At 64.0% G+C, this 24,532-nt stretch carries 23 protein-coding genes; 6 read left to right on the plus strand and 17 right to left on the minus strand.

Annotated elements, in window-relative coordinates:
• Positions 1–9: 9 nt before the first annotated feature.
• Complete coding sequence (locus tag AAIH46_RS02585) at positions 10–1,377, minus strand: tlde1 domain-containing protein (RefSeq protein WP_430303961.1); 1,368 nt, start codon at positions 1,375–1,377, stop codon at positions 10–12.
• Between the two features lie 287 nt (positions 1,378–1,664).
• Positions 1,665–2,891 carry a YeeE/YedE family protein gene (locus AAIH46_RS02590; protein ID WP_430303962.1) on the minus strand — a complete coding sequence of 409 codons (1,227 nt, stop codon included), beginning with the start codon at positions 2,889–2,891 and terminating at the stop codon, positions 1,665–1,667.
• Between the two features lie 188 nt (positions 2,892–3,079).
• Between AAIH46_RS02590 and pncA the strand changes: the two genes are divergently transcribed.
• From pncA to AAIH46_RS02605, 3 genes are all read left to right on the plus strand, one after another.
• A complete protein-coding gene (gene pncA, locus AAIH46_RS02595) occupies positions 3,080–3,706 on the plus strand; it encodes a bifunctional nicotinamidase/pyrazinamidase (protein WP_430303963.1) in 627 nt (208 codons plus the stop codon).
• Between the two features lie 133 nt (positions 3,707–3,839).
• Entirely contained in the window at positions 3,840–4,553 is a 714-nt protein-coding gene (locus tag AAIH46_RS02600) for an AzlC family ABC transporter permease (RefSeq protein ID WP_430303965.1), read from the plus strand.
• Positions 4,550–4,855, plus strand: coding sequence for an AzlD family protein (locus tag AAIH46_RS02605; protein ID WP_430303966.1), 306 nt, complete (start codon positions 4,550–4,552; stop codon positions 4,853–4,855). Before AAIH46_RS02600 ends, AAIH46_RS02605 begins: the two co-directional genes overlap by 4 nt.
• Positions 4,856–4,880: 25 nt before the next feature.
• Here the strand turns inward: AAIH46_RS02605 and AAIH46_RS02610 are convergent, their stop codons facing one another.
• The gene (locus tag AAIH46_RS02610; protein WP_430303968.1) at positions 4,881–6,710 is read right to left on the minus strand and encodes an aminopeptidase P family protein; all 1,830 of its coding nucleotides are present in this window, start codon (positions 6,708–6,710) and stop codon (positions 4,881–4,883) included.
• Positions 6,711–6,954: 244 nt separating this feature from the next.
• On the opposite strand from AAIH46_RS02610, the gene AAIH46_RS02615 reads away from it, so the two are divergent.
• Positions 6,955–7,128 carry a hypothetical protein gene (locus AAIH46_RS02615; RefSeq protein ID WP_430303969.1) on the plus strand — a complete coding sequence of 58 codons (174 nt, stop codon included), beginning with the start codon at positions 6,955–6,957 and terminating at the stop codon, positions 7,126–7,128.
• A gap of 112 nt (positions 7,129–7,240) precedes the next feature.
• Here AAIH46_RS02615 and AAIH46_RS02620 read toward each other — a convergent pair whose 3' ends face one another.
• The 3 genes from AAIH46_RS02620 to AAIH46_RS02630 form a co-directional block, all read right to left on the minus strand.
• The gene (locus AAIH46_RS02620) at positions 7,241–8,122 is read right to left on the minus strand and encodes a 50S ribosomal protein L11 methyltransferase (RefSeq protein WP_430303970.1); all 882 of its coding nucleotides are present in this window, start codon (positions 8,120–8,122) and stop codon (positions 7,241–7,243) included.
• A gap of 87 nt (positions 8,123–8,209) precedes the next feature.
• The gene (locus tag AAIH46_RS02625; RefSeq protein WP_430303971.1) at positions 8,210–8,809 is read right to left on the minus strand and encodes an SCO family protein; all 600 of its coding nucleotides are present in this window, start codon (positions 8,807–8,809) and stop codon (positions 8,210–8,212) included.
• A 174-nt stretch (positions 8,810–8,983) separates the two neighbouring features.
• Complete coding sequence (locus AAIH46_RS02630) at positions 8,984–9,139, minus strand: hypothetical protein (RefSeq protein WP_430303972.1); 156 nt, start codon at positions 9,137–9,139, stop codon at positions 8,984–8,986.
• Positions 9,140–9,331: 192 nt separating this feature from the next.
• Between AAIH46_RS02630 and AAIH46_RS02635 the strand changes: the two genes are divergently transcribed.
• Entirely contained in the window at positions 9,332–9,796 is a 465-nt protein-coding gene (locus tag AAIH46_RS02635; RefSeq protein ID WP_430303973.1) for a chemotaxis protein CheW, read from the plus strand.
• 91 nt (positions 9,797–9,887) lie between these two features.
• Here the strand turns inward: AAIH46_RS02635 and AAIH46_RS02640 are convergent, their stop codons facing one another.
• From AAIH46_RS02640 to AAIH46_RS02685, 10 genes are all read right to left on the minus strand, one after another.
• Positions 9,888–10,379, minus strand: a complete 492-nt coding sequence (locus AAIH46_RS02640) for a CreA family protein (protein WP_430303974.1) — start codon at positions 10,377–10,379, stop codon at positions 9,888–9,890.
• Positions 10,380–10,472: 93 nt separating this feature from the next.
• Positions 10,473–11,063, minus strand: coding sequence for a 3'-5' exonuclease (locus tag AAIH46_RS02645; RefSeq protein WP_430303975.1), 591 nt, complete (start codon positions 11,061–11,063; stop codon positions 10,473–10,475).
• 82 nt (positions 11,064–11,145) lie between these two features.
• Positions 11,146–13,305 (minus strand): NAD-dependent DNA ligase LigA, encoded by a 2,160-nt coding sequence (gene ligA / locus AAIH46_RS02650; RefSeq protein WP_430303976.1) that lies wholly within the window; start codon positions 13,303–13,305, stop codon positions 11,146–11,148.
• 102 nt (positions 13,306–13,407) lie between these two features.
• The gene (gene recN / locus AAIH46_RS02655; protein ID WP_430303977.1) at positions 13,408–15,081 is read right to left on the minus strand and encodes a DNA repair protein RecN; all 1,674 of its coding nucleotides are present in this window, start codon (positions 15,079–15,081) and stop codon (positions 13,408–13,410) included.
• 11 nt (positions 15,082–15,092) lie between these two features.
• Positions 15,093–15,959 (minus strand): outer membrane protein assembly factor BamD, encoded by an 867-nt coding sequence (locus AAIH46_RS02660; RefSeq protein ID WP_430303978.1) that lies wholly within the window; start codon positions 15,957–15,959, stop codon positions 15,093–15,095.
• A gap of 186 nt (positions 15,960–16,145) precedes the next feature.
• Positions 16,146–17,099: a UDP-3-O-acyl-N-acetylglucosamine deacetylase gene (gene lpxC, locus AAIH46_RS02665; protein ID WP_430303980.1), complete on the minus strand. Its 954-nt coding sequence runs from the start codon at positions 17,097–17,099 to the stop codon at positions 16,146–16,148.
• A 263-nt stretch (positions 17,100–17,362) separates the two neighbouring features.
• Entirely contained in the window at positions 17,363–19,159 is a 1,797-nt protein-coding gene (gene ftsZ / locus AAIH46_RS02670) for a cell division protein FtsZ (protein WP_430303981.1), read from the minus strand.
• An 87-nt stretch (positions 19,160–19,246) separates the two neighbouring features.
• Positions 19,247–20,578, minus strand: a complete 1,332-nt coding sequence (gene ftsA / locus AAIH46_RS02675; protein WP_430303983.1) for a cell division protein FtsA — start codon at positions 20,576–20,578, stop codon at positions 19,247–19,249.
• Positions 20,575–21,507: a cell division protein FtsQ/DivIB gene (locus AAIH46_RS02680; protein WP_430303985.1), complete on the minus strand. Its 933-nt coding sequence runs from the start codon at positions 21,505–21,507 to the stop codon at positions 20,575–20,577. The genes ftsA and AAIH46_RS02680 overlap by 4 nt, the downstream gene beginning before the upstream one ends.
• The gene (locus tag AAIH46_RS02685) at positions 21,495–22,421 is read right to left on the minus strand and encodes a D-alanine--D-alanine ligase (RefSeq protein ID WP_430303986.1); all 927 of its coding nucleotides are present in this window, start codon (positions 22,419–22,421) and stop codon (positions 21,495–21,497) included. Before AAIH46_RS02685 ends, AAIH46_RS02680 begins: the two co-directional genes overlap by 13 nt.
• A gap of 266 nt (positions 22,422–22,687) precedes the next feature.
• Between AAIH46_RS02685 and AAIH46_RS02690 the strand changes: the two genes are divergently transcribed.
• Entirely contained in the window at positions 22,688–23,992 is a 1,305-nt protein-coding gene (locus AAIH46_RS02690) for an MFS transporter (RefSeq protein ID WP_430303987.1), read from the plus strand.
• Positions 23,993–24,093: 101 nt separating this feature from the next.
• Here AAIH46_RS02690 and AAIH46_RS02695 read toward each other — a convergent pair whose 3' ends face one another.
• The gene (locus tag AAIH46_RS02695) at positions 24,094–24,462 is read right to left on the minus strand and encodes a VOC family protein (protein ID WP_430303990.1); all 369 of its coding nucleotides are present in this window, start codon (positions 24,460–24,462) and stop codon (positions 24,094–24,096) included.
• Positions 24,463–24,532: the final 70 nt, after the last annotated feature.

Genomic DNA, 24,532 nt, shown 5'->3' on the forward strand with positions numbered 1-24,532 from the left:
CGACGGCTGTTAGCCGTCGCCCTTCAGGTAGTCGACCAGCGTGCGGCGTCCGTCGCCACTCTCGGCGGTCGATGTCGCAGGCGAAGAACCACGCGGGTTGATCTTGCGCAGCGCCGCCGTCGGCACGCTGCCGTCATGGCGATTGACGATGATCATGTGCGTGACGTCGCCACGACGGAATGCCTTCAGGAACTTGTCGTAATTGGCGAATGCGACGCAGCCGTGGGAATCGCCCGGCGCGCTGCGCAGCAGGTAGGTGTGGGCCAGAAGCCCTGTGCGGCCAAGCGGTGCTACGCCGTCGGTCGGGGTCAGGCGGATGGCGGCGACGCCATGGAATGGCTTTTCGCGCATTGACAGCTTGTAGGTGCCGGGAGGCGTCGGCCCGCGCATCTTCACATGCGTGAACTTCGGATTGTCGCGCATGTTGCCGATACCGGAATGGGCCTCGAGCTTCTCGCCATTCGGCATGTGAACGACGCCGTTGGTGATGTCGTAGACAGCGATCTTGACGCCGCGGTCCGGCCACGGAACGGAACGGGCGGCGCTCTTCATCGGATTTTCGGGGCGGGCATAGGCGAGCACCTTCGGCGCTTCGTCTTCGCTCTCGTCGGCAGTATCCGCGGCGTCGGGCTTGGCATCCCGCGTCGAGGGCTTTGCGGCCGACGGCGCAATGACCATAGCCAGCGCATTGGACGGCGGCCGGGTGATCGGCAGCGGACCCGCCATCGGCAGGCTGTCGTCTTCTGTCGGACCGACGGCATTGGCAACGGCCAGTTCAGCCGGGCTCTGCAGATCGGCAATCTCGACCTCGCCGCCGTCTGCATTGCCTGCCGGCGATTCGTCCCAGGCGGTCTCGGTCGGCGGCGCGACAAGCACGGTTTCCTGCATGGCTGCCGCCATCGCCACCTTCAGCTCGTCGGCGGTCGGGCGCTTGTCGGCCAGCGCGGCGAATTGCTTCTCGGCCTCGGCGCGCGCAAGAGCGAGCGCCAGCGACCCCCTGACGTTATCGTCTGCCGGACGACGCGCTTCCAGATGCGCGAGCGTCGCGCCTTGCAAGCGAGCGGACTTGGGATCGGCGGCGGCGGTCAAGCGAGAGAATTTCGCGATGCGCAGCGCCCGCTCGCCGGCCGACGCGGGTCCGATCAGCGGCTTGAGGTCGAGCGAGGCACGCAGGTCGTGGGCGAAGGCTGCCGGCTTGAGCGAGCCCATGTTCTGGACGGTTGCGAGAGCACCGACCATCCAGCCGCCGACCATCAGCGTCAGGCCGATGGCTGCGGTACCTTTCAAGAGCTTGCGCGGTGCAGAGACCTTGGCCGGCTGTGCGGCGCGCCTGGAAGACTTGGAGGCGGAATGTCTCGCCGCGATTGCCGATGCCATGATACGCGTCACCCTCTACCCGCTACTCGAACTTGCGGCGCTGACAAAGCTGCGCCGCACGGAACCTGTCGGCAGCGAGCGGACCGCAAGATGCGTGGCCCAGTCGTGTCTGCCGGATAGCTGATAGAATGACGAATTATGGTAACCAATGTGTTTACGCGGGCCCCCGTCGTGTCCGATTGGAAATATTAACCGAACCTGACGGAAGTTTAACCGAATTGCGGCGCTGGCGCGGCGCGGCCTTTAAAATGCCGCAGCCGCGCACTTTTTGCGGGCAGAAACGCGTGTCAGCCGTCGTTGCGACGGATCGACGAACGCTCGAGGAAGAACCACGGCCGCAACCGGACGCCGAGGATATTGCCGGCAAACGCGGCGACCGCCCATAGATAGCCGTGCAGGCTACCCGACGCGATCCCCGAGAAGTAGGCGCCGATGTTGCAGCCATAGGCGATGCGCGCACCATAGCCGAGCAGCAGACCACCGACGACGGCGGCAAGCACCGAGCGCAACGGGATGTCCAGCGACGGGGCGAACTGGCCGGCAAGAGTGGCGGCCAGCATGGCGCCGGCGATGATGCCGAAATCCATGACCGACGTGACATCCGCCAGCACGCTCTGCGACAGCGCCTTGGCGTTCCCCGGTGTCTGCCAGTAAGCCCACTGGGTCGGATCGATGCCGAACAGCTGCGCACCCTTGGCGCCCCACAGCGCGAAGGCAGAAGTGATGCCCCAGGGACGACCGGCAATCGCCAGCGTCAGGAAGTTCAGGGCCACCAGTGCCACGGCGCCGGCGACCAGCGGCCAGGGACCGCGCAGGTAGCGCTGCCATCCGTGCCGCGGCGAGGACGGCGCCTGTTCAAGCGTTCCATGCCGGCGGCGTTCGACGAAGATGGTGATTGCCGCGATGGCGCCAAACAGGATGAGCGAGACGGCGATGCCGCCGGCTGCACCGAACAGCTGGAAGAGCGACGTCGGCGGTACCGACGGCAGGCTGACCCACCAGTCGAAGTGGATGGTTCCGAGCAGCGAGCCGATGACGAAGAACAGCAGCGTCACCAGCATTCGGGCGTTGCCGCCGCCGGCGGTGAACAGCGTGCCCGATGCGCAACCGCCGCCGAGCTGCATGCCGATGCCGAACATGAAGGCGCCGGCGATGACGCCAATGCCGGCCGGCGAGATATTGCCGCGAACCTCGTTGCCGAACAGCGTGCCGTTGGAAAGCGCCGGGAAGAACAGGATCACGGCGAGCGCCAGCAGCAGCATCTGGACGCGCAGGCCGCGGCCCCTGCCGTCGGCGATGAAGACGCGCCAGGCCGACGTGAAGCCGAACGCCGCATGGTAGAGAGCGATGCCAAGGCCGCCGCCGATGAGGAAGAGCGCGCCATGCGCGGTACCATAGACGGCGCCGAGCAGCAGAGTGCCGAGAACGAGGACGACGAGTGCCACGAGGCCAGGCGCGCCCAATGGCGGAAGTTTCGACACGCCGACGGCGGTCGAGGGTTGTGCAAAGGCCATAAGATTTCTCCTGGATGTTGACCGTCAGATAGGGCCAGAGCTCTCGCGGGGCGAGCAACCTCATTTCAATATCCGTGCCCAAGCCGAAATGCTGTTCTCCAAGAGCGTCGAAAGGATTGATCGACGCTTGATCCTTCGCCGTCGGCTTGGCATCCTGTCCGGATGAGGTGCAACGCCTGGAGACGACGATGAAGGCCCTGCTGCTGATCGACCTGCAGAACGGTTTCTGCCCGGGAGGAAACCTGCCGGTAGCGGACGGCGACGCCGTTGTGCCAGTCGCCAACCGGCTGATCGAGGACGGCGCCTACGACCTTATCGTGGCGTCGCAAGATTGGCACCCGGCCAATCACGGCAGTTTTGCCTCGCAGCATCCGGGCGCCAAGCCGTTTGACATCGCAACGCTGTCGGGCAAGCCGCAGGTGCTCTGGCCGGATCACTGCGTGCAGGAAAGTCCGGACGCGGAATTTCATCCAGACCTCAATACCGAAGCCTTCGATTACGTGCAGCAGAAGGGCGAAAATCCCGCCGTCGACAGCTATTCCGCGTTTCGCGACAACGACCACGCCGCCGTCACCGGCCTCGCCGGCTATCTGCGCGCACAGCAGGTGAGCGAGCTCGACATCTGCGGGCTGGCGACCGACTACTGCGTCAAGTTCTCGGCGCTCGACGCGCGGGAAATGCTGCCCGGCGTGCAGGTACGCTTCATCGAGGATGCCAGCCGCGGGATCGATCCGCAGGGCGTTACGGCAGCGATCTCCGAGATGCGCGACAACGGCATTGCCATCGTCACGAGCCGCGAAATTCTCGCCGACTGACCATCTTGGCTGCTGCGATCGGGTCTGCGTCAGGCCCCGCTCGCGCCCGCGCGCCATCTTCCGCGCGATTGTCGGAGGCGGCTTCCATCGCCATGCGAAAGGTCCTAAGTCTTGCCCATCAGGGGGCGACAGCATGCAGCAAAACTTCTTCTGGCAGGGCGCCAAGACGGGCCTTGTCATCGGCTTCTCGACCATGCCGTTCGGGCTGATCTTCGGCGCCATTGCCGTTGACGGCGGCATCACGCCGTTGCACGCGACGATGATGAGCGCGGTGATCTTCGGCGGCGCCAGCCAGCTGGTCGGCGTGCAGATGTTCGGCAGCCACGTGCCGGCCTGGCTGATCGTGCTGTCGGTGTTTGCCGTGAACTTTCGCCATGTCCTGTATTCGGCAGCCATCGCGCCGCACTTGCGCAGCTATCATTCGCTCACCCGGGCGCTCGCCTTTTTCTTTCTCACCGATCCGCAATTTGCCGAATCGGCCAAGCGTGTCGATGGCCACGGACGCGTCGAGCCAAGCTGGTATTTTGGCATGGCGACCATCGTCTATGCGCTGTGGGTAGGAAGCTCCGGCATCGGCGCGCTGTTTGGCGAAATGATTGGCGACCCTGCGGCACTGGCCATCGACGTGCTGTTGCCGGTCTACTTCCTTGGCCTGGTGCTCGGCTTCCGTCGCCGCCCGTTGTTTTCGATCGTGGTGCCGGTGAGCGCCGTGGCATCCATTGTCGCCATGCACACCATCGGCTCGCCGTGGCACGTCAGCGCCGGGGCACTTGCCGGCGTGATCGCAGCCGTCCTGCTTCACCGCGACGTGCCGGCTGCCGCCGCGACTGAGGAGCCAGGCCTGTGAGCGATCTTCAACTGACGCTGGTCATCCTCGCGGCCGGGCTCGCGACCTATCTGACGCGTATCGGCGGCTTCTGGCTGATCAGTTCCATGCGCAGCATTCCGCCGCGCATGGAAACCGCTCTGAATGCCGTGCCCGCCGCCGTGCTGACGACCCTGGTGGCACCATCCTTCTTCGATGGCGGCTGGGACGTGAAGATCGCCATGCTGGCGGCGCTTCTGGTTGGCCTTCGCCATCCAGGTCTGCCGCTTCTGGCGACAGGCTGGGGAGTAGCAATGCTGCTTCGCCACCTGGTTCTCGTGTGACAGGGCAAACTCTGAAGGCTGCGCCTCAGAGTTCCGCCGTCGCCCGGTCCAGCCAGTCGCGCACCTCCGGTTCGGAAATCATCGGCGTCAGCTTCTCGCGCACCGTCCGGTGATAGCCGTCGATCCAAGACAGCTCGTCTGCCGTCAGCAGATCCTTGACAATCAGCCGGCGGTCGATCGGGCACCAGGTCAGCGTCTCGAAGCCCATCATCGGCATGTCGCCGCCATCGATCGCATCGAGCTCGGTGATGTAGATGAGGTTTTCGATGCGAATGCCGAACGAGCCGGGGCGATAGTAGCCGGGCTCGTTGGAGAGGATCATGCCGGGCAGCAGCTCCTGCGTCGACAGACGGGCGATGCGCTGCGGTCCTTCATGGACCGACAGGTAGGATCCGACGCCGTGGCCGGTGCCATGCGCGTAGTCGGCGCCGGCCTTCCACAGGGCGATGCGCGCCAGCGGATCAAGATCGCAGCCCCGCGTCCCTTTCGGGAAGCGTGCGGCGGAAATGGCGATCATCCCCTTCAGGACCAGCGTGAAGAAGCGCTTCTGCTCCTCCGGGACCGAACCGACCGCTACCGTCCGAGTGATGTCGGTCGTGCCATTGACGTACTGCGCGCCCGAATCGACGAGGAACAGCTCGCCGTCGCGCACCGGCCGGTCTGTGTCGGTCGTCACCCGGTAGTGAATGACGGCGCCATGCTCGCCGGCACCGGAAATCGTATCGAAGGAGATATCCTTGAGCGGGTTCTGCAGGCTTTCCCCGGTGCCGGTCCGAAAACCTTCGAGAGCCTTTACCGCGACAATCTCGGTGATGCTGCCCGGCTGCTGGCTGTCGAGCCAATGCAGGAACGCCACCATGGCTGCGCCATCCTGCACATGCGCGTCCGCCGAACCGCGCAACTCGACGGCGTTCTTCACAGCCCGCGGCAGGCGGGCCGGATCCGTCGCTTCGACGACCACACCGCCTGCGCCCTCGATGGCGACGACGAGCGCCGCCGAGGTGGCATCCGCGTCGATCTGGATCTTCGCGCCGCCGGCAGCGATCTGCGACAGGCGCGCCAGCAGATCGGCCGGCGCCGACAGGCTGGCGAGCGCCGAGAGATGCGCCTTGGCGTCCGCGCCCAGCTTGCGTGGATCGACGAACAGTTCCGCTTCGCCATCGGCGGCGAGGATGGCGCGCGCCAGCGGATGCGGCGTGTGCGGAACGTCGGAACCGCGGATATTGAAGATCCAGGCGACGGAGGACGGATCGGCGATCAGCACGGCGGCGAGCCCCTTGCCTTCAAGGCCTGCGGCAATCTGGGCGATCTTTTCCGCCGCCGGCCGGCCGGCATGGCTGTCCTGCTGAACGGTGATGGCGCCCATCGGCTCGGCCGGACGGTCGCTCCAAAGTCCGTCGATCGGGTTGCCGTCGAGCAGCACGAGCGTGCCGCCGCGCTCCTCCACGGCCACCGTCAGCCGCTTCAGTTCGGCCGGGCTGTGCAGCCACGGATCCAGGCCGAGCCGCAGGCCCTTCGGCGCCTGCTTAGCGATCCAGGCATGCGGCGGTTCGCCGACCAGATCGCCGGGCGTGAAGGTCGCTGCATCCACCTGCTGAACGACCTGCGTCGTATAGCGCCCGTCGACGAACACGATCGCCTGGCTGCGCAGGATCAGCGCCATGCCGGCAGACCCGGTGAATCCGGTCAGCCAGGCCAGCCGTTCGGCACAGGCCGGAACGTATTCGCCCTGGAACTCGTCGCCCCGCGGCACGAGAAAGCCGTCGATGCCGAGCGCATCGAAGCGTTCGCGTAGCGCCTGGACGCGCGCCGGACCGAACTGCGGAGACGAGGTGTTGTCGAACGACTGAAACATGAAGGGGCTTTCGATAGCGATTCCGGGAAAGGCACGATGTTAGCCAAAAATCGCGGCAAGGCCAGCACCCTGACCGACCCTCAAGCGTTCGGGTTGTCGGTCAGCTTCGCGACGGGCAGCCCGAGACATGCGTCCAGAGCATGGCACGCCTGCCACATTGGCTCTGATAAGCCTGAATAAGAGGCACTATATTCAACCCATCGAGCCGACGGATGGTTGGCTCCCCGAGACAAGGATCGCTCCGATGGCAAATTCCTTCTTCCGCAATGCATTCGATCGCGTCGTTGCGGCGCGTGAACGCCAGGCAAGCCGCTACGTCAACGGCGCCCTGCTCTATCTCGACGACGAGCGTCTGGCCGCACTCGGCACCAGCCGCGAAGAACTGCGCCGCAAGGGTGCGACCCGCTACCTGTTCTAAGAATTGGCAGCGGCGCGGCTTACGGTCCGCCGGTAGACAAGAGACGTTCAAGGCGGCCCGCTGGTGCCGCCTTTTCTTTTGCCCGCGCCCAGGTGAACCGCCCGTCCGGTGATCAGCGCGCGTGCCGCAGATGGATGGTTACCCAGCCATTGCGCCAGATCGTCTCGACATGCGCCAGACCGGCACCGCTATAGGCGGCGATCACCTTCCACCGCTGGCTGGCGAGAATGCCCGACAGGATGACGTCGCCGCCGGGCGACAGGTGCATCGCCAGCTGCGGCGCCATGCGCATCAGCGGCCGGGCGAGAATATTGGCGATGATCAGATCGAACGGCCCGTGGCGGCGGAACGACGAGGAATGGAAGCCCGGCGCCGTTTCGAGCGTGATGCCGTGCCCGATGCGGTTCAGCCGGACGTTCTCCGCAGCCACCCGCACCGCCACCGGATCGATATCGGTCGCCAGCACCGGGATCTTGCGCAGCTTCGCGACCGCGATCGCCAGCACGCCGCTGCCGGTGCCGAGATCGAGCGCATTGCGCGGCGGGTGCGCGCGCATCACCTTGGCGATCATTTCCAGGCATCCCGACGTGGTGCCGTGATGACCGGTGCCGAACGCCTGGCCGGCATCGATCTCGATCGGCAGGTCGCCGTTGCGGATCTTGTCGCGGTCATGCGATCCGTGGACAAGGAAGCGACCGGCACGGACAGGCTTCAACCCTTCCAGCGATTTGGCGATCCAGTCGATATCCGGCAGCACCTCCCGTTGGATCTCAAGCTCCGGATAGCCTTCGGCGATCGTGGCGGCAAACCGCTCGTGCACATCCGCCTCGTCCGCCTGCAGCAGGTAGACGGACGCCTCCCACCGGTCGGCCTTCTCGTCGACCTCGGTGGTGCCGATGGCGAGATCCTCTTCGCCGAAGCACAGCGTCAGCAGTTCCAGGATATCTTCCGATTGCCGTTCGGTGACGGTGACGTAGAGGCGGATCTCACTCAAGGTCGGTTCTTCCTGCGGCTGCGTTGGCTGGTGGCAGCCATGCCACAAAACCTTTTACCGCATCAAGTTCGACGAGCCCGTGGCGGCTCATCCTTTGACGAGGTTCTCGAGTTTCTTCAGAGCCGTCTCCTCGTTTTCGCCATAGGCGATCGTGCCGGCGAACCGGCCGCCATTGTCGAGGAGGAAGACTGATGCCGTGTGATCCATCGTGTAGTCGCCGTTCGGCGCCTTCTCGTCGACCGGCACCTTGCGGGCGTAGACGCGGAACCCCTTGACCATCTCGCCGACCTTGTCCGGCGCGCCCGAAATGCCGACGATCCGGTCGCTGACATTGGAGACGTAGCGACCGAGCACATCCGGCGGATCCCGCTCGGGATCGACCGAGATGAAATAGGCGTTCATCCTGGTGCCGTCCGGATCGACCTTGTGCAGCCAGGCATTGAGCTCGAACAGCGTCGTCGGGCAGACTTCCGGGCAGTGCGTAAAGCCGAAGAACAGCGCCGTCGGCTTGGCCTGGAAGGCCTTCTCGCTGATCGGCGTGCCATCCTGCGCCACCAGTCGGAACGGCACACCGAACGGGCCCTCGGCGATATCCTGCTTCGACCGGGTCATCTCGTAAGTGAGCCATCCGAGCACCCCGGCCATCACGGCAACGGCGACCCAGAGAACGGTACGGACGGTTTTCATGATCGGGAAATGCTCCTGAGCAAATGACGGCAACTGGGGGCGGCAAGGGTGACGGCAAAGATCCGTGCAAGCCTTAGGCTGCCGGATGCGCGGCTTCAAATCAAATCGACGGAGAGCGCAAGAGCGCGCCGATTTGTCCCAGAGCGATGGCGCAACGGCGACAGGAGCGCCGCCTCACATGCACCAGGAGGCGAGGCTTTCCGACATTGCCAGGAAGATCGCCGACCCGTTGCGGATCCAGCCGTAGACGGCGGCACTCAGCACCGCCGAGAAGAGCAGCAGGCCAATCAGCCAAAACGGTAGTGATTGGTACTTTCCAGAGGATTCCATCGATGCCGGTTCCGCGTGGCGACGCTTGCGTGCGCCAAGCATACTACGGCTTAGCGAATGTTTAACCCCTGTTTGCGAGAGTTTTTCCGACCAAGGTGATCCGCTGGCGCATGATGGCGCACGTCTGCAGGCGATGAAGAGGGTTACCGGCGCCGTCTCCAGCCATCACCGCAGATTGGGAAAGTTTCGATCATGACCAACGCACTCAAGCAGTCCGGAGCCTATCTCGAGATCGTCTCCTTCCACCTCGGCGATCAGGAATTCTGCATCGACATCATGGCCATCCGCGAAATCCGCGGCTGGGCCCCGGTGACGCCGATGCCGCATACGCCGCCTTACGTCCTCGGCCTGATCAACCTGCGCGGCGCCGTCATCCCGGTCATCGACATGGCCTGCCGCCTCGGCATGAAGATGACCGAACCGTCGGAGCGCGCCGCGATCATCGTCACCGACATCGCCGGCAAGCTGGTCGGCCTGCTGGTCGAGCAGGTGTCCGACATGATGACGATCAAGAGCGAGGACCTGCAGCCGGCGCCGGAGATCATTCCGGAAGCGCAGCGCGCCTTCTGCCGCGGCATCGTCGCACTGGAAAAGACGATGGTCTGCTTCCTCAACCTCGACACCGTCATCGCCGACGAGCTGGCGCAGGCCGCCTGACAGCCCTTAGAACGTGCCGATAGGAAGCCCCGGTTCACGCCGGGGCTTTTTCATGCGTGTCGATCAGAAAGATCGTTGGCTGCGGCGACGCTCAGTTCGGCGCGCCGTTCGTCCATTTCGGGCTCTGGTTGAACAGCGGAACCGTGGAGATCGCCATTTTCGCCGAGCCGTCGGTCAGCTGGCGTGAGTTGACCAGGTAGATGAGCGTGTCGTTGGTCTTGTCGTAGATGCGGTTGACCACCAGCTTCTTGAAGATCAGCGACATGCCCTGGCGAAACACTTCCTCGCCGTCTTGCGACATGTCGATATCGCCGATCTCGATCGGTCCGGTCTGGCGGCAGGCAATGGAATTGTTCGACGGATCTTCGAACCAGTTGCCGTTCTTCAGCCGGTCCAGCACGCCGCGATCGAAATAGGTGACATGGCAGGTTACGCCCTTCACCTTCGGATCGTTCAGCGCGTCGACGATGATGTCGTTGCCCATCCAGTCGACGCCTACCTTGCCGACGACTTCGGCGGACGCGGGTCCGCAGAGGGCAGCAAGAGGAAGGGCCGCGGCAAGAGCGAGGGAAGCAAGGCGCATGGAAATTCTCCGGGTCAGCGATTGCCCTTGAGATAAGGAGCCGGCCGCTTTTTACAACGTCATCACCAACCGTCGGTCTGGAGCCCTCAACCTTCAGCGCATGCGCAGCGTGCACGGGGCGTAGCCGCCGGCGTAGAGGCGTCCCATTGTCATGCCGATCCGGGCCGGGATTTCGTGCGCATGCGCGGCACCGACGGAGCGCGCGATCGCCAGCGTCGCCTCAGCGCAGATCTTGGCATCCTCGGCAGAGTTGTGGTGCGCGAATGTCAGGCCGAGATGGTGCGCAAGCACGTTCAACCGATGCGACGTCAGGTGCGGCCAGACATTCTTCGCCATCTTGACGCTGCAGAGATAGGAGAGCTCGGGATAGCCCTGACGGTAGAGGTCAAGGCAGGCGCGCCAGACGCTGAAATCGAAGGAGGCGTTGTGCGCAACCATAGTCGCGCCGCGGAAATCATCGATGAACTCGTCCATCACCTCAGGGAACTCGCCCGCATCCTCGACGTGCTCGGGACGGATCCCGTGGATGGCGATGTTGAACGACGAGAACCGCATGTCGCGGGGCCGGATCAGCCGTTCCTCGACCCGCACCACCCGGCCGTCCTCGATCCACGCGAGCCCCACCGAGCAGGCACTGCCGCGCTGCTCATTGGCGGTCTCGAAGTCGATGGCGATGGTTTTCAAGGGTAGGTCCCGGTTAGCTCTGGAGCTGCTTTTATCGATCGGCGACTGATTCGGCAAAGCGTGGGCTCCACGTTGCCAGCCCTCACCCGCCGATCAGCGCCAGCCACTCGTCCTCGTCCATCGTCTGGACGCCAAGTTCAGCCGCCTTGGCGAGCTTGGAGCCCGCACCCGGGCCGGCCACGACGATGTCGGTCTTCTTGGAGACCGATCCGGCAACCTTGGCGCCGAGGCTTTCGGCGCGTGCCTTGGCCTCGTCTCGGGTGAACCTCTCCAGCGCACCGGTGAACACCACGGTCTTGCCGGCGACCGGGCTGTCGGATGCAGCAAGTGGCTCGGCCGCCTGTGGCGTCACTTCCTCCAGCAGGCTCTTCACCACCTCGATATTGCGCGGTTCCTTGAAGAACTCGACGATGGCGCGCGCGACGATCTCGCCGATGCCCTCGATGTTGTTGAGGTCTGTCCACGCGTCTCCGGAAAGATCCGCCGCCTCCTTCATCGACTGATTGAAGGCCTCGTAGGTGCCGTAGTGCCGGGCCAGCAGCTTCGCCGTCGTTTCCCCTACATGCCGGATGCCGAGCGCATAGATGAAGCGGTTGAGGGCAATCGAGCGCCGCTCGTCGATGGCGTCGAACAGCTTCCTGACGCTGACCCGGCCGAAACCCTCGATATTCTCGAGCTTGGTCAGGCTCGACTGCTCCTGGCGCTTCTTCAGCGTGAAGATATCGGGCGCCGTGCGGATCTGCAGCGCCGGATCCTCGGCCTCGAAGAAGAAGTCCACCTGCTTGGAGCCCAGCCCCTCGATATCGTAGGCGTTGCGGGACACGAAGTGCTTGAGGTGTTCGGTCGCCTGTGCCCGGCAGACAAAACCGCCGGTGCATCGGGTCACCGAATCGAGCTTGCCGGTCTTCTCGTTCTTTTCCCGCACCGCATGGCTGCCGCAGACCGGGCACTTCTTCGGAAACACGTAAGCGCTGGCATCCGACGGGCGCTTTTCCATCACCACGTCCCGCACCTGCGGAATGACGTCGCCTGCCCGCTGGACGATCACCGTATCGCCGATGCGGATATCATGATCCTCCGGCCGGATGCGGTCGCCGGAATTGCCGATGCCCTTGATGTAGTCCTCGTTGTGCAGCGTCGCATTGGTGACGACCACGCCACCGACAGTGATCGGCGTCAGCCGCGCCACCGGAGTGAGCGCGCCCGTGCGCCCCACCTGGATGTCGATGTTCTCGACGGTGGTGAACGCCTGCTCGGCGGGGAACTTGTGCGCCGTTGCCCAGCGCGGCGAGCGCGAGCGGAAGCCGAGGCGGCGCTGAAGCTCCAGTTCGTCGACCTTGTAGACGACGCCGTCGATGTCGTAGTCGAGTTCCGGCCGCTGCAGCCCGATCTCGTGGTAGTGCGCCAGGATGTCCTCGACCGAGGTCAGCCGTTTCATCAGCGGATTGACCGGAAAGCCCCATTCCTTGAATTTCTCCACCATGCCCAGCTGGGTGTCGGCCGGCATGTCGGACATCTCGCCCCAGGCATAGGCGAAGAATTTCAGCTTGCGGCTGGCCGTCACCTTCGGGTCGAGCTGGCGCAGCGAACCGGCCGCCGTATTTCGCGGGTTGACGTAGGTTTGGCGGCCTTCCGCCTCCATCTGCGCGTTGAGCTCCAGAAAAGCGCTCTTGGCCATGTAGACCTCGCCGCGCACCTCGACCACTGCCGGAGCGCCGGCCGGAAGTTTTTGCGGGATCTCGCTGATGGTGCGAATATTGGCAGTGACGTTCTCGCCGGTCGTCCCGTCGCCGCGCGTCGCAGCACTGACCAGGCGACCGTTCTCGTAGCGGATTGACATCGACAGGCCGTCGATCTTCGGCTCGGCAGTGAAGGCGATCGAACCGTCCGGAAGACGGCCAAGGAAGCGATAGACCGCGCCGACAAAATCGGCGACATCGGCATCCGAGAACGTGTTGTCGAGCGACAGCATCGGCCGCGCATGGGTGACCTGCGCGAAGGCAGCGAGCGGCGCCGAGCCGACCCTCAGCGTCGGGCTGTCGCTGCGCTGCAGGCCCGGAAAGCGCGTCTCGATCGCATCGTTGCGGCGCTTCAGCGCGTCGTAATCCGCATCCGGGATCTCCGGCGCGTCGCCCTGATGGTAGAGCACATCATGGCGGGCGATCTCGCTTGCCAGAAACTCCAGCTCCGCCGCCGCCTGGTCTTCGGTCAGATTTTCGACGGGTGTTTTTTCGGCGGCCATGGTGATCGACTCCTCGCGAGCTGCAGAGTCGTTTTCTAGAGCTTTTTATCGGGATGGAAAGAGTGTGCCGGCTGCCTGCAGAGCTGGACGAGCGCTAAAAGTTCAGCCGCGTCCGGCAAGCAGGCTTACGGCAGCAGCCCGTGCCTCGTCGGTGACAGACGCGCCGGCAAGCATGCGGGCGATCTCTTCCGTCCGGTGTTCCGGCGACATGGTGGCGACCCGCGTGGCGATCTTGTCCGAGCCGTCGCCGGCCGGCCCCTTGGAGATCAGCAGATGCGTGGCGGCGCGCGCCGCCACCTGCGGCGCATGCGTGACCGACAGCACCTGTACCTTGTCCGACAGCCGCTTCAGCCGCTGGCCGATGGCATCCGCCACAGCGCCTCCGACGCCCGTGTCGATCTCGTCGAAGACCAGCGTCGGTGCCGAGCCGCGATCAGCGAGCGCCACCTTCAGCGCCAGCAGGAACCGTGACAGTTCACCGCCCGAGGCGACCTTCATGATTGGACCGGGGCGGGTTCCCGGATTGGTCTGCACGTGGAACTCGACCGTATCGATGCCCTCGGCGCCGGGATTCTGCGGATCGGCCGAGACGTTGACCATGAACCGCGCTCGCTCCAGCTTCAGAGCCGGGAGCTCTGCCATCACCGCCTGCGCCAGCGCATCGGCGCCACGATGACGTTTTTCGGAAAGCACGAGTGCGGCGCGATCGAATTCGGCCTTGGTTGTCTGGGCCGCCTGCTCAAGTTGGCCGAGCCGTTCCTCGCCGGCATCGAGATCGGCCAGATCAGCGATCATCTTTTCGGCGAGCGCTGGGAGATCGGCGACGGCAACCGAGTATTTGCGGCCGGCGGCGCGAAGCGCAAACAGCCGCTCCTCGACGCGCTCCAACTCACGCGGATCGAACTCTGTGCGGCGCAGTGCGGCTTCCGCCTCCATTTGCGCGCTGGACAGGATGTTGAGCGCCTCGTCGAGCAGCTGCACCGTGTCTTCCAGCAGGCCCGGCGCTTCCTGGCTCTTGCGCTCCAGCCGGCGCACCAGCGAGGCGATGAGCGGCACAGGCGAGGCATTGCCGTTCAGGAATTCGCACGCCTCGGCAATATCGCCGGCAATGCGCTCGGACTTCTGCATCCGTGCACGCGCTTCGGCCAGCTCGTCTTCCTCGCCGTCGCGCGGGCTCAATCCTTCGAGCTCCTCGACGGAGGCCCGCAGGTAATCGGCCTCGCGGGCAGCCGCTTCCACCTTGGCACGATGGGTCTTCAACAGCCGGTCGGCATCACGCCATTGACGGTAGAGGGTGGACACCTGGCCGACCTCGTCGGTGAGGCCGGTGAACGCATCGAGAAGTGCCCGGTGCGCATTGATGTCCACCAGCGCCCGATCATCGTGCTGGCCATGGATCTCGACGAGCAAAACACCGGCCTGGCGCATCATCTGCACGCTGACCGGCTGGTCGTTGATCGAAGCCTTGGTGCGGCCATCGGCCGATTGCACGCGCCGGAAGATCAGGTCCCCATCATCGTCCAGGCCGTTCTCGCGCAGCAGCAGGCGCGCAGCATGATTGGCCGGCACGTCGAACACAGCCGTCACCTGGCCACGCTCAAGGCCATGGCGCACGAGACCGCCATCGCCGCGGCCGCCGAGCGCCAGCGACAGGCTGTCGAGGAGGATGGATTTGCCCGCCCCGGTTTCGCCCGTCAGAACCGACAGGCCGCTTTCGAAGGACAGGTCCAGCCGCTCGATCAAAACGATGTCGCGGATCGACAACTGGATGAGCATGCGAACCCTATTCAGGAGCCAAGCAGTCGGGCCCCGGCACGAGAGATCCACGAGCCGCTGTTCTCGCGCGGCTCCAGGCCGCCGCCCTTCAGCAGCTTGTAGCTGTCCGCGTACCACTGGCTGTCGGGATAGTTACGGCCCAGCACGGCAGCTGCCGTCTGCGCCTCTTCCGTGACGCCGAGCGCATAGTAGGACTCGACCAGCCGGGCGAGTGCCTCTTCGACCTGGTTGGTCGTGCCGTACTGCTCGACGACGACGCGGAAACGCGAAATCCCGGCAAGGTACTCCTTGCGCTCCAGATAGTAGCGGCCGACCTGCATCTCTTTGCCGGCGAGCTGGTCGCGGGCAAAGCGGATCTTTGCCTGCGCGTCCTCGACATATTCCGACTTCGGAAAGTCGGTGACGACCTTCTGCATCGCGTCGATGGTGCTGCGGGCAAACTTCTGGTCCTGCGTCACATCGGCGATCTGCTTGGAATAGGACAGGCCGACGAGATACTGGACATAGGCGCTGTCGTCAGAGCGCGGATACTGCTTGAGGTAGCGGTTGCCGGTCTGGATGGCGTCATCGTTCTTGCCGAGGCGGTACTTGGCATAGGTGCTCATCACCAGCGCCTTGCGGCCCCATTCGGTGAACGGGTTCTGCTTTTCGATGGAATCGAACTTGCGGCTGGCTTCGGTGATGTTGCCGGCCTTCATGTTGGCCAGGCCCTGATTGTAGAGCTGCTCCGGCGGATCGGTCGCCAGGCCGAGCTTGGTGATATCGACGTCCGGATCGGACTGGCACGAGGTCACGGCGATGCTGGCGGTCACCATCAACAGTGAAACTGCTGCGATCCGCGCCGCATTCGTCATTCCAACAGACTTCGTCTCAGTCATTCGACAGTTCCCGATTGCCACGCGATAGTACATCGTCCGCCCAGGTTGGCGTTCTAGCCATAAAAGAAGCGGGAGAGCAACGCAATGATGGTGCTTTGACGCATTTTTGTGGCACCGGCACAAGGCTTGCGGCAAAAAGAAAGGCCGCCTCAAGGAGGCGGCCTAGGCGGACTGGACTGTGAAATTTTAACCTACCCAGGGTGCGAATTCCGGGGCGCTGACGGCGACGAATTCGCGGGCGCGAACCCGCTGGCTGCGCACCGGTGCCTCGACCACTTCATAGGCGGTACGATCGTTGAGGAGCGCCTTCAGGGCGTTGGCGTTCATCTTGTGGCCGCCGCGATAGGAACGGTAGCATCCAATGAACTGTGCACCGGCAAGCGCCAGGTCACCCACGGCATCAAGCGTCTTGTGGCGGACGAACTCGTCGGTATAGCGAAGGCCTTCGACGTTGACGACCGAGTTGTCGTCCGAGATGACCACCGAGTTTTCGAGCGAAGAACCCAGAGCGAAGCCGGCCGCCCAGAGGCGCTCGACGTCGCGCATGAAACCGAAGGTGCGGGCCCGCGACAGTTCATCCCGGAAAACCTGAGCGGTCAGATCGCCCTTCCAGGACTGGCGGCCGATCAGCGGCGAATCGAAATCGATCTCGACTTCGAAGCGCGTGCCTTCGTACGGGCGGAACTCGGCCCACGACGCACCCGAATCGATGCGCACCGGCTTCAGCACCCGAATGTAGCGGCGCTTCTCGCCAAGGTTGACGACGCCGGCCTGCTCGATGGCCTCGATAAAGGGGAAGGACGAACCATCCATGATCGGCATTTCGGCGCCATCGACGTCGACGACGACGTTGTCGAGGCCCAGCGCGTAGAATGCCGCCATCACGTGCTCGATGGTTGCGACCGAACGAGACAGCGACGTGCCGAGCACGGTGCAGAGATCGGTATTGCCAACCTGCGAGGATACGGCGCGGTATTCGACGGTCGAGCCATCGGCGAAGCCGCGGCTGAAGATAATGCCAGTACCGGCTTCCGCCGGCTGAAAGGTGATCGAAACCGGGCTACCCGAATGGACGCCGATGCCGGAAAGCGTAACCGGCGAAGCGATCGTCGTTTGAAAACCCAGAAGTCCGATAGTCATTACGTTAGCCTTTTTACTGCCGGGCCGGGCCGCATTACCGGTCCAGAACCCTTTTTGGGATCCGCTGCGGCGCATCGCCGATTCTCGGACCCTCTTGGTAGTTCGTACATACGGCGGCAGGCGCCTCAATCCAAATCACTGTTCGTTTCGAATTGTTACGATCGTGACGGTTCTCAGATTTCAACACTTTCAGGTAACGCTCTGTCTAAATGCAGAAAACCCGGGACGATGCCCGGGTCTTCAAGATTACGAACTCTGTAACGTCAGGTGGACTGGCGGCGCAGGAACGCCGGGATTTCCAGCTGGTCATCCTCATGCTGCGAGGAAGATGGAACACCGCGACCGTGATCGTCGAGATTGCCGCGACGCGGAGCGTAGAGGCTGGCTTCCGGCGACAGCGGGCGACGCTGCTGCGAGGCTGCGGCAGGTGCCGAGGTCATTTCCGCAGAAATGCCTTCGTCCTCGTCGCGACGGCCGAGCGAATTGGTGATTCGCTTCAGCAGACCCATCGGACCGCGTTCTTCTGCGGCGTGATGCATCGGCTGCGTACGCTGTTCCATCTCCGCCTTCACCACCGGCGGAAAATCTTCCACCTTCGGCATGCGGACCTGCTCGACCGCCTGACGGATCATCGGAGTCGCAGGTTCGACGGCAGCCATCCGCGGAGCCGGCTGCGGTGCAGCCATCTGCTGGGGCTGCGGCGCCTGGTAGGCCGGTGCTGCCTGATAGACCGGAGCCGGCTGAGGAGCCGGAGCCGGCCGCTGCTGAACGGTTTCTACCGGGGCTGCAGCCTGGAACAGGCGGCTCTGCGGGCGGAACTCTTCCTGCACGGGCATCGGTGCGGGCTGCTGGGCGACCGGCTGCGGTGCCGGTGCGACAGCCTGCGGTGCCGGTGCCGGGATGGCGAGTTCACGTTCCATCTGGGCTTCTGCCTGACGGATGGTTTCAGCGACCGGATCAACCGGGACGGTGCGGGGTGCCTGCGCCATTGCAGGCTGGAATGCGGCCGGAGCCGGAGCAACGGCCGCCGAAGGACGGATAAGCGGCTTCTGGGCTGCGCGCATTTCGGCTGCACGCAGGTCGTTTTCGGCCATTGCGCGGTCGATGCCGGTGGCGACGACGGAAACGCGGATGACGCCTTCAAGCGCTTCGTCGAAGGTCGCGCCGAGGATGATGTTGGCGTCCGGATCGACTTCTTCGCGGATGCGGGTTGCGGCTTCGTCGACTTCGAACAGCGTCAGGTCGCGACCGCCGGTGATCGAGATCAGCAGGCCCTGAGCGCCCTTCATCGAGGTTTCGTCGAGCAGCGGGTTGGCGATTGCTGCTTCCGCAGCCTGCATTGCGCGGCCCTGACCGGACGCTTCGCCGGTGCCCATCATCGCGCGGCCCATCTCGCGCATCACCGAACGAACGTCGGCGAAGTCGAGGTTGATGAGGCCTTCCTTGACCATCAGGTCGGTGATGCAGGCAACACCCGAGTAGAGAACCTGGTCGGCCATCGCAAACGCGTCGGCAAACGTGGTCTTGTCGTTGGCGATGCGGAACAGGTTCTGGTTGGGGATGACGATCAGCGTGTCGACCGTCTTCTGCAGTTCCTGGATGCCCATTTCGGCCAGACGCATGCGGCGGCCGCCTTCGAAGTGGAAGGGCTTGGTGACGACGCCGACGGTCAGGATACCCTTGGAGCGTGCTGCCTGGGCAACGACCGGAGCCGCGCCAGTGCCGGTGCCGCCGCCCATGCCGGCGGTGACGAAGCACATGTGGGTGCTGGACAGATGATCCATGATCTCGTCGAGGCATTCTTCAGCAGCAGCCCGGCCGACTTCCGGCTGCGAGCCGGCGCCAAGGCCTTCCGTCACCTGGACGCCCATCTGGATGATGCGTTCGGCCTTCGACATCGTCAGGGCCTGGGCATCGGTATTGGCGACGACGAAATCGACGCCTTCCAGTCCTGCGGTGATCATGTTGTTGACGGCGTTGCCGCCGCCTCCGCCAACGCCGAAGACGGTGATCCGAGGCTTCAGCTCGGTAATGTCCGGCTTTTGCAGATTGATGGTCATCTTAACCGTTCCTTCTTTCTCTGGCCGCCTCGCCAAGCTGGCCAATTCTCTAAACCTAAGCCGACACCCTTGCCCGAAGCTAATGCGTCAGAAACTTTCCTTCAGCCACTGCCCGACACGGGCGATGCGGCTATTGCCTGTTCCGAACCCGGTCAGGAGACCGCCCTGCCCGGCATGTGTTTCCATTTCCGCCACCTGCGGATAGATCATCAGGCCGACTGCCGTGGAGAAGGCCGGGCCCTTGGCTGCCGTCGGCAGTCCGGAGACCCCCATCGGCCGGCCGATTCGAACGTTGCGGGCCAGGATCCGGCGCGCCGTTTCCGGCAGGCCGGTCAACTGGCTTGCACCGCCGGTCAGCACGACGCGCTTTCCGACGATCGGGCTGAACCCGGACTTCTGGATCCGGTCGCGGATCAGTTCGAGCGTCTCTTCCAGACGCGCCCGGACGATCCGGGTCACCAGCGCGCGCGGCACCTGAGTCGGTTGGTCGCGGTCGTCTTCGCCGATCGGCGGGACGGAAATAAGGTCGCGCTCGTCGGCGGCAGAAGCGATTGCCGAACCGTGAACCACCTTCATCCGCTCGGCGTCCTCGATACGGGTCGAAAGGCCCCGCGCCAGGTCGGTGGTGACGTGATGGCCGCCAAGGCCGATAGCATCGGTGTGCACGAGCTTGCCTTCGGCAAACACGGAGATGGTCGTCGTGCCGCCGCCCATGTCGATGGCGGCACAGCCCAGTTCGACCTCGTCGTCGACGAGAGCGGCAAGGCCGCTTGCGTAAGGCGTAGCCACCATGCCCTCGACCGACAGATGAGCGCGGTTGACGCAGAGCTCGATATTCTTCAGCGCCGCCCGCTCGGCGGTCACCACGTGCATGTCGACGCCCAGCAGATCGCCGTACATCGCCAGCGGATCGCGGATGCCGCGCTCGCCATCCAGCGAGAAGCCGGTCGGCAGCGAATGCAGCACGGCGCGATCCTGACGGAGCGACTGGTGGCTTGCCGCCATCAGCACCTTGCGCAGATCCGAGCTTTCGACTTCCTGGCCGCCGAGATCGATGGTCGCGGTGTAGACGTCGCTGGTCAGACGACCGGCGGAAACGTTGACGATCAGGCTGTCGACGGTAAGACCCGCCATCCGCTCGGCAGCATCGACGGCCAGCCGCACGACGCTCTCGACCGCGTCAAGATCGGCGATGACGCCGGACTTCACGCCCCGCGAACGCTGGTGACCGATGCCGATGACCTCGACGTTATGGGTGCGACCCGGCAGGATCTGGCTTTCCTTGCGCGGCGTCAGGCGGCCGATCATGCAGACGATCTTGCTGGAGCCGATATCCAGCACCGACACCACATGCGAACGCTTCGACGGCAGCGGCTTCAAGCGCGGCAAACCCAAACCGGAAGAACTGAACAAGCTCACGTCTGGCCTCCCGCCTTCTTGAGCGCCTTGGCACGTGCCGCCAGCGCTTCTCCCCGCCGCTCGGCGGCACCTGCGGTCAGCCGAACCGTCGTGCGGTCGGCCAGACGCAGATCTATTCCTGCGATATCACGCTCCAGCACACCCTCCTGGGCCTCGAAACGCGACAGAAGGCCAAGCGCCTCGTCGACCTTTTCTTCCGGCAGATTGATGACGATGCCGTTGTCCAGATGCAGATCCCAGCGGCGACCGGCAACGCGCACATAGGCGCGGACCCGGTGACGGATATCCGGCCACTTTTCCATTTCCTTGTCGAAGACGGCGGCCGCAGTCTCGGCGTCGCGTCCGACGAACAGCGGCAGCGACGCGAACTTGTTGTCGCGCAGCGGTGCGATGACCGATCCGTCCTTCTCGATCAGCGACAGTTCCGAACCGTGCTGCCAGATGCCGAACGCCTCGCGCTCCTTCAGCGTCACCTCGATGGTGCGCGGATAGAGCTTGCGAACTTCGGCGCTTTCGACCCAGGGCAGATCGGAAAGCTTCAGCCGTGCGGCCTCGACGTCCATCGACACCAGGGAGGTCGTGCCATCCAGGCCGAGGAGCTGCAGGATATCGATTTCGGAGGTCTGGGCATTGCCGGAGACCATAACCTTTTCAATGGCAAAGCCGGCAGCTGAAGTTGTGGCCTGAGCAACATCCTTTGCGTGACCGCCAAGCGACATGCCGTAGAGGCCGACGATGCCGAACATGGCGAATACGGAAACCGTGCCCGCATGAGCCGGAACATGAATACGGCCGGTTGCCAGCGACACACAGAAGCGCACGACGCGCCGCATCGGGCGCGGCAGAACCATCCGCTCGTCGGAACCCATTGCAGCATGTGTCGGGCGGCTGCCGGCGGCAGGCCCACGTTTACCAATCAGCGCAAACACGAAGCGTCCTCCACCATCCAGCGGACGAGATCACCAAAGCTACGGCCGGCATGCGCCGCCATTTCAGGCACCAGGGAGGTGGGAGTCATACCCGGCTGGGTGTTGACCTCGAGCCAGATCAGCTCGCCATCCTCGGAGAACCGGTCGTCGAAGCGGAAGTCCGAACGACTCACCCCCCGACACCCCATCGCCTGATGCGCCTTGACTGCCAGTGTTTGAATCTTTTGGTAAATATTTGGTAAAATATCTGCCGGAATGACATGCTTCGAGCCACCGGCGGCGTACTTTGCATCATAGTCGTAGAAGGTGCCGGATAGCGGCACGATCTCGGTCACGCCGAGCGCCTGGTTGTCCATCACACCGCAGGTCAGTTCGCGGCCGGCGACATAGCGCTCGACCATCACCCGGTCTCCGTAGCGCCAGTCGGCGGAACCGAGAACCTGCGGCGGGTGCGACTGCCCTTCCCGGACGATCACCACGCCGAAGGACGAGCCCTCGCTGACCGGCTTCACGACATATGGCGGCTCCATCGGATGCTCGGCACCGATCGCGTGGCGGTCGAGCTCGAGGCCCGGCGCCACCGGGATCCCGGCAGCGGCCGCAACTGCCTTCGCGCGCGACTTGTCCATCGCCAGCGCGGAGGCCAGGACGCCCGAATGCGTGTAGGGGATCTGCAGATATTCGAGGATGCCCTGGATAGCGCCATCTTCGCCGAAGGGTCCGTGCAGGGCATTGAAGGCAACGTCAGGCCTCAGGTCTGCCAGAACCGCTGCGACGTCCCGGCCGACATCGACCCGCGTCACGCGAAAACCTTCCGCCTCGAGGGCCTCTGCGCAGGCGGCACCGGACGACAGACTGACAGGACGCTCGGAGGAAAGCCCGCCCATCAGAACTGCCACATGCCTGCCACTCATCGAAACGCTCCTCGAAAATGACGGGACTTAAGCCCCGGCGCTTGCGTCAACCTGATTCCTGCGCAGGTTCATTAGAGAGCAGACATGGTTAATGAATCGTTTACTTTCGTTAACTTCACGCTGGTAGCAGCACGCTACGCTGCCCTCCGCCCGGCTCGGATCGCCCGCGAACAAGGCAGAATGAGGGTTTGCGCGTTCTGAAAATTGCGCTAAGGAGCGCGCGGACCTTCTTTTAGATCCGCTTTAGAACCTTAGTGGATAACAAAATGACCCAAGCGATGCACACCGTGTCGTCGTCCGCCGAGCCGTTGGTACCTGTTGCAAAGAATTCACCTGCACAAGTCCTGACGGCCAGTCTGGTCGGCACGACGATCGAGTTTTTCGACTTCTATGTCTATGCGACGGCCGCGGTGCTGGTCTTCCCGACGCTTTTCTTCCCGAACAGCGATCCGACGACCGCCCTCCTCGCCTCCTTTGCAACCTTCTCCATCGCCTTCTTCGCCCGTCCCTTCGGCGCCATCGTGTTTGGCCACTTCGGCGATCGCATCGGCCGCAAGACGACGCTTGTCGCGGCACTCCTGACGATGGGCATCTCGACGGTGGTGATCGGCCTTCTGCCGACCTATGAGCAGATCGGCGTGATCGCGCCGCTGCTGCTGGCCGTCTGCCGCTTCGGCCAGGGCTTTGGCCTTGGCGGCGAATGGGGCGGAGCCGTGTTGCTCGCAACTGAAAATGCGCCTCCGGGCAAGCGCAGCTGGTACGGCATGTTCCCGCAGCTCGGCGCGCCGCTCGGTCTCTTCCTGTCCTCGGGCATCTTCTGGCTGCTGCTGCACGTGATGTCCCAGGAGGCGCTGCTCAGCTGGGGCTGGCGCGTGCCGTTCATCTCGTCGACGCTGCTGATCGTCGTCGGTCTCTGGGTCCGCCTCTCGATTACCGAAACGCCGGCCTTCCAGAAGGCGATCGACAGCCATGAGCGCGTTGCCGTGCCGGTCGCGGTGCTGTTCCGCAAGTACAAGCGCAGCCTGGTGCTCGGCACGTTCGTGGCGCTCGCCACCTTCGTGCTCTTCTACATCGGCTCGGCCTACCTGCTCTCCTACAACGTCAAGGTCCTGAAGATCCCGTTCGTCGACGCGCTGGAAGTCCAGCTTCTCGGCTCGATCGTCTTCGGCCTGTTCATCCCGATTGCCGGAAAGCTTGCCGACCGGGTCGGACGGCGTGAGCTGCTGATCGGCGTCACCGTACTGATCGGGCTGTTCTCGTTCGCTCTGCCGACCTTGATGACCAGCGGCGAAACGATGATCTTCGTCTTCTCGGCGGCCTCGATGGCGCTGATGGGCGTGACCTACGGCCTTATCGGAACGGCGCTCGCTGCACCCTTCCCGACGGCCGTGCGCTATACCGGCGCATCGATCACCTTCAACTTCGCCGGCATCTTCGGCGCCTCGCTGGCGCCCTATATCGCGACGTGGCTGCAGGGCACCTACGGCATGACCTATGTCGGCTACTATCTCGGCCTGTCGGCAGTCATTACGCTCGCCTGCATCCTGCTGTCGGGCAAGGAAGAAGTCTGAGCCTCACCGGAATCAAACTGACGGGAAAGCCCGCGAAGCCATTGGCCTCGCGGGCTTTTTTCATGGCGCATAGGCCAGGAACGCTCCATGCGAGATCTCGCTCAGGCCGAGACGGTATGCGCGGTGATCGTGTAGCCAAACGGATCGACGAAGGCGAAGTACCGTCCGAACGGACCGTCCTTTGGCGGGAAAGCGATGCGCACATTATGCTCGCACAGATGCGCGTGCAGTTCGTCGGCGTCATCGCAGCCGAACCAGAGCGCGATCCCGACGCCGAGCTTCTGCGTATCGTCAAGGTCTTCGATCGGCGTGCGGACGGCAAACGGGATGGGCTGCGTTTCAAAGACGACAGCACCCGGAGGCGCTTTCGCCGACGGCGTCAGTCCGACAACGTCCTGGTAGAAGCGACGGGCCGCATCCAGGTCCTTCGTCTGGATGCCGATGAAGTCTGGTCCGATGAGTCGCGCCATGAGCTGTCTATCCTTTTCAAGCCTGAACCGATAATGTCAGGGTACTGACATTAATAATGTAAGGGCCCTG

The sequence above is a fragment of the Rhizobium sp. 0TCS1.26 genome (assembly GCF_050455525.1).
Classification (GTDB): Bacteria; Pseudomonadota; Alphaproteobacteria; order Rhizobiales; family Rhizobiaceae; genus Neorhizobium.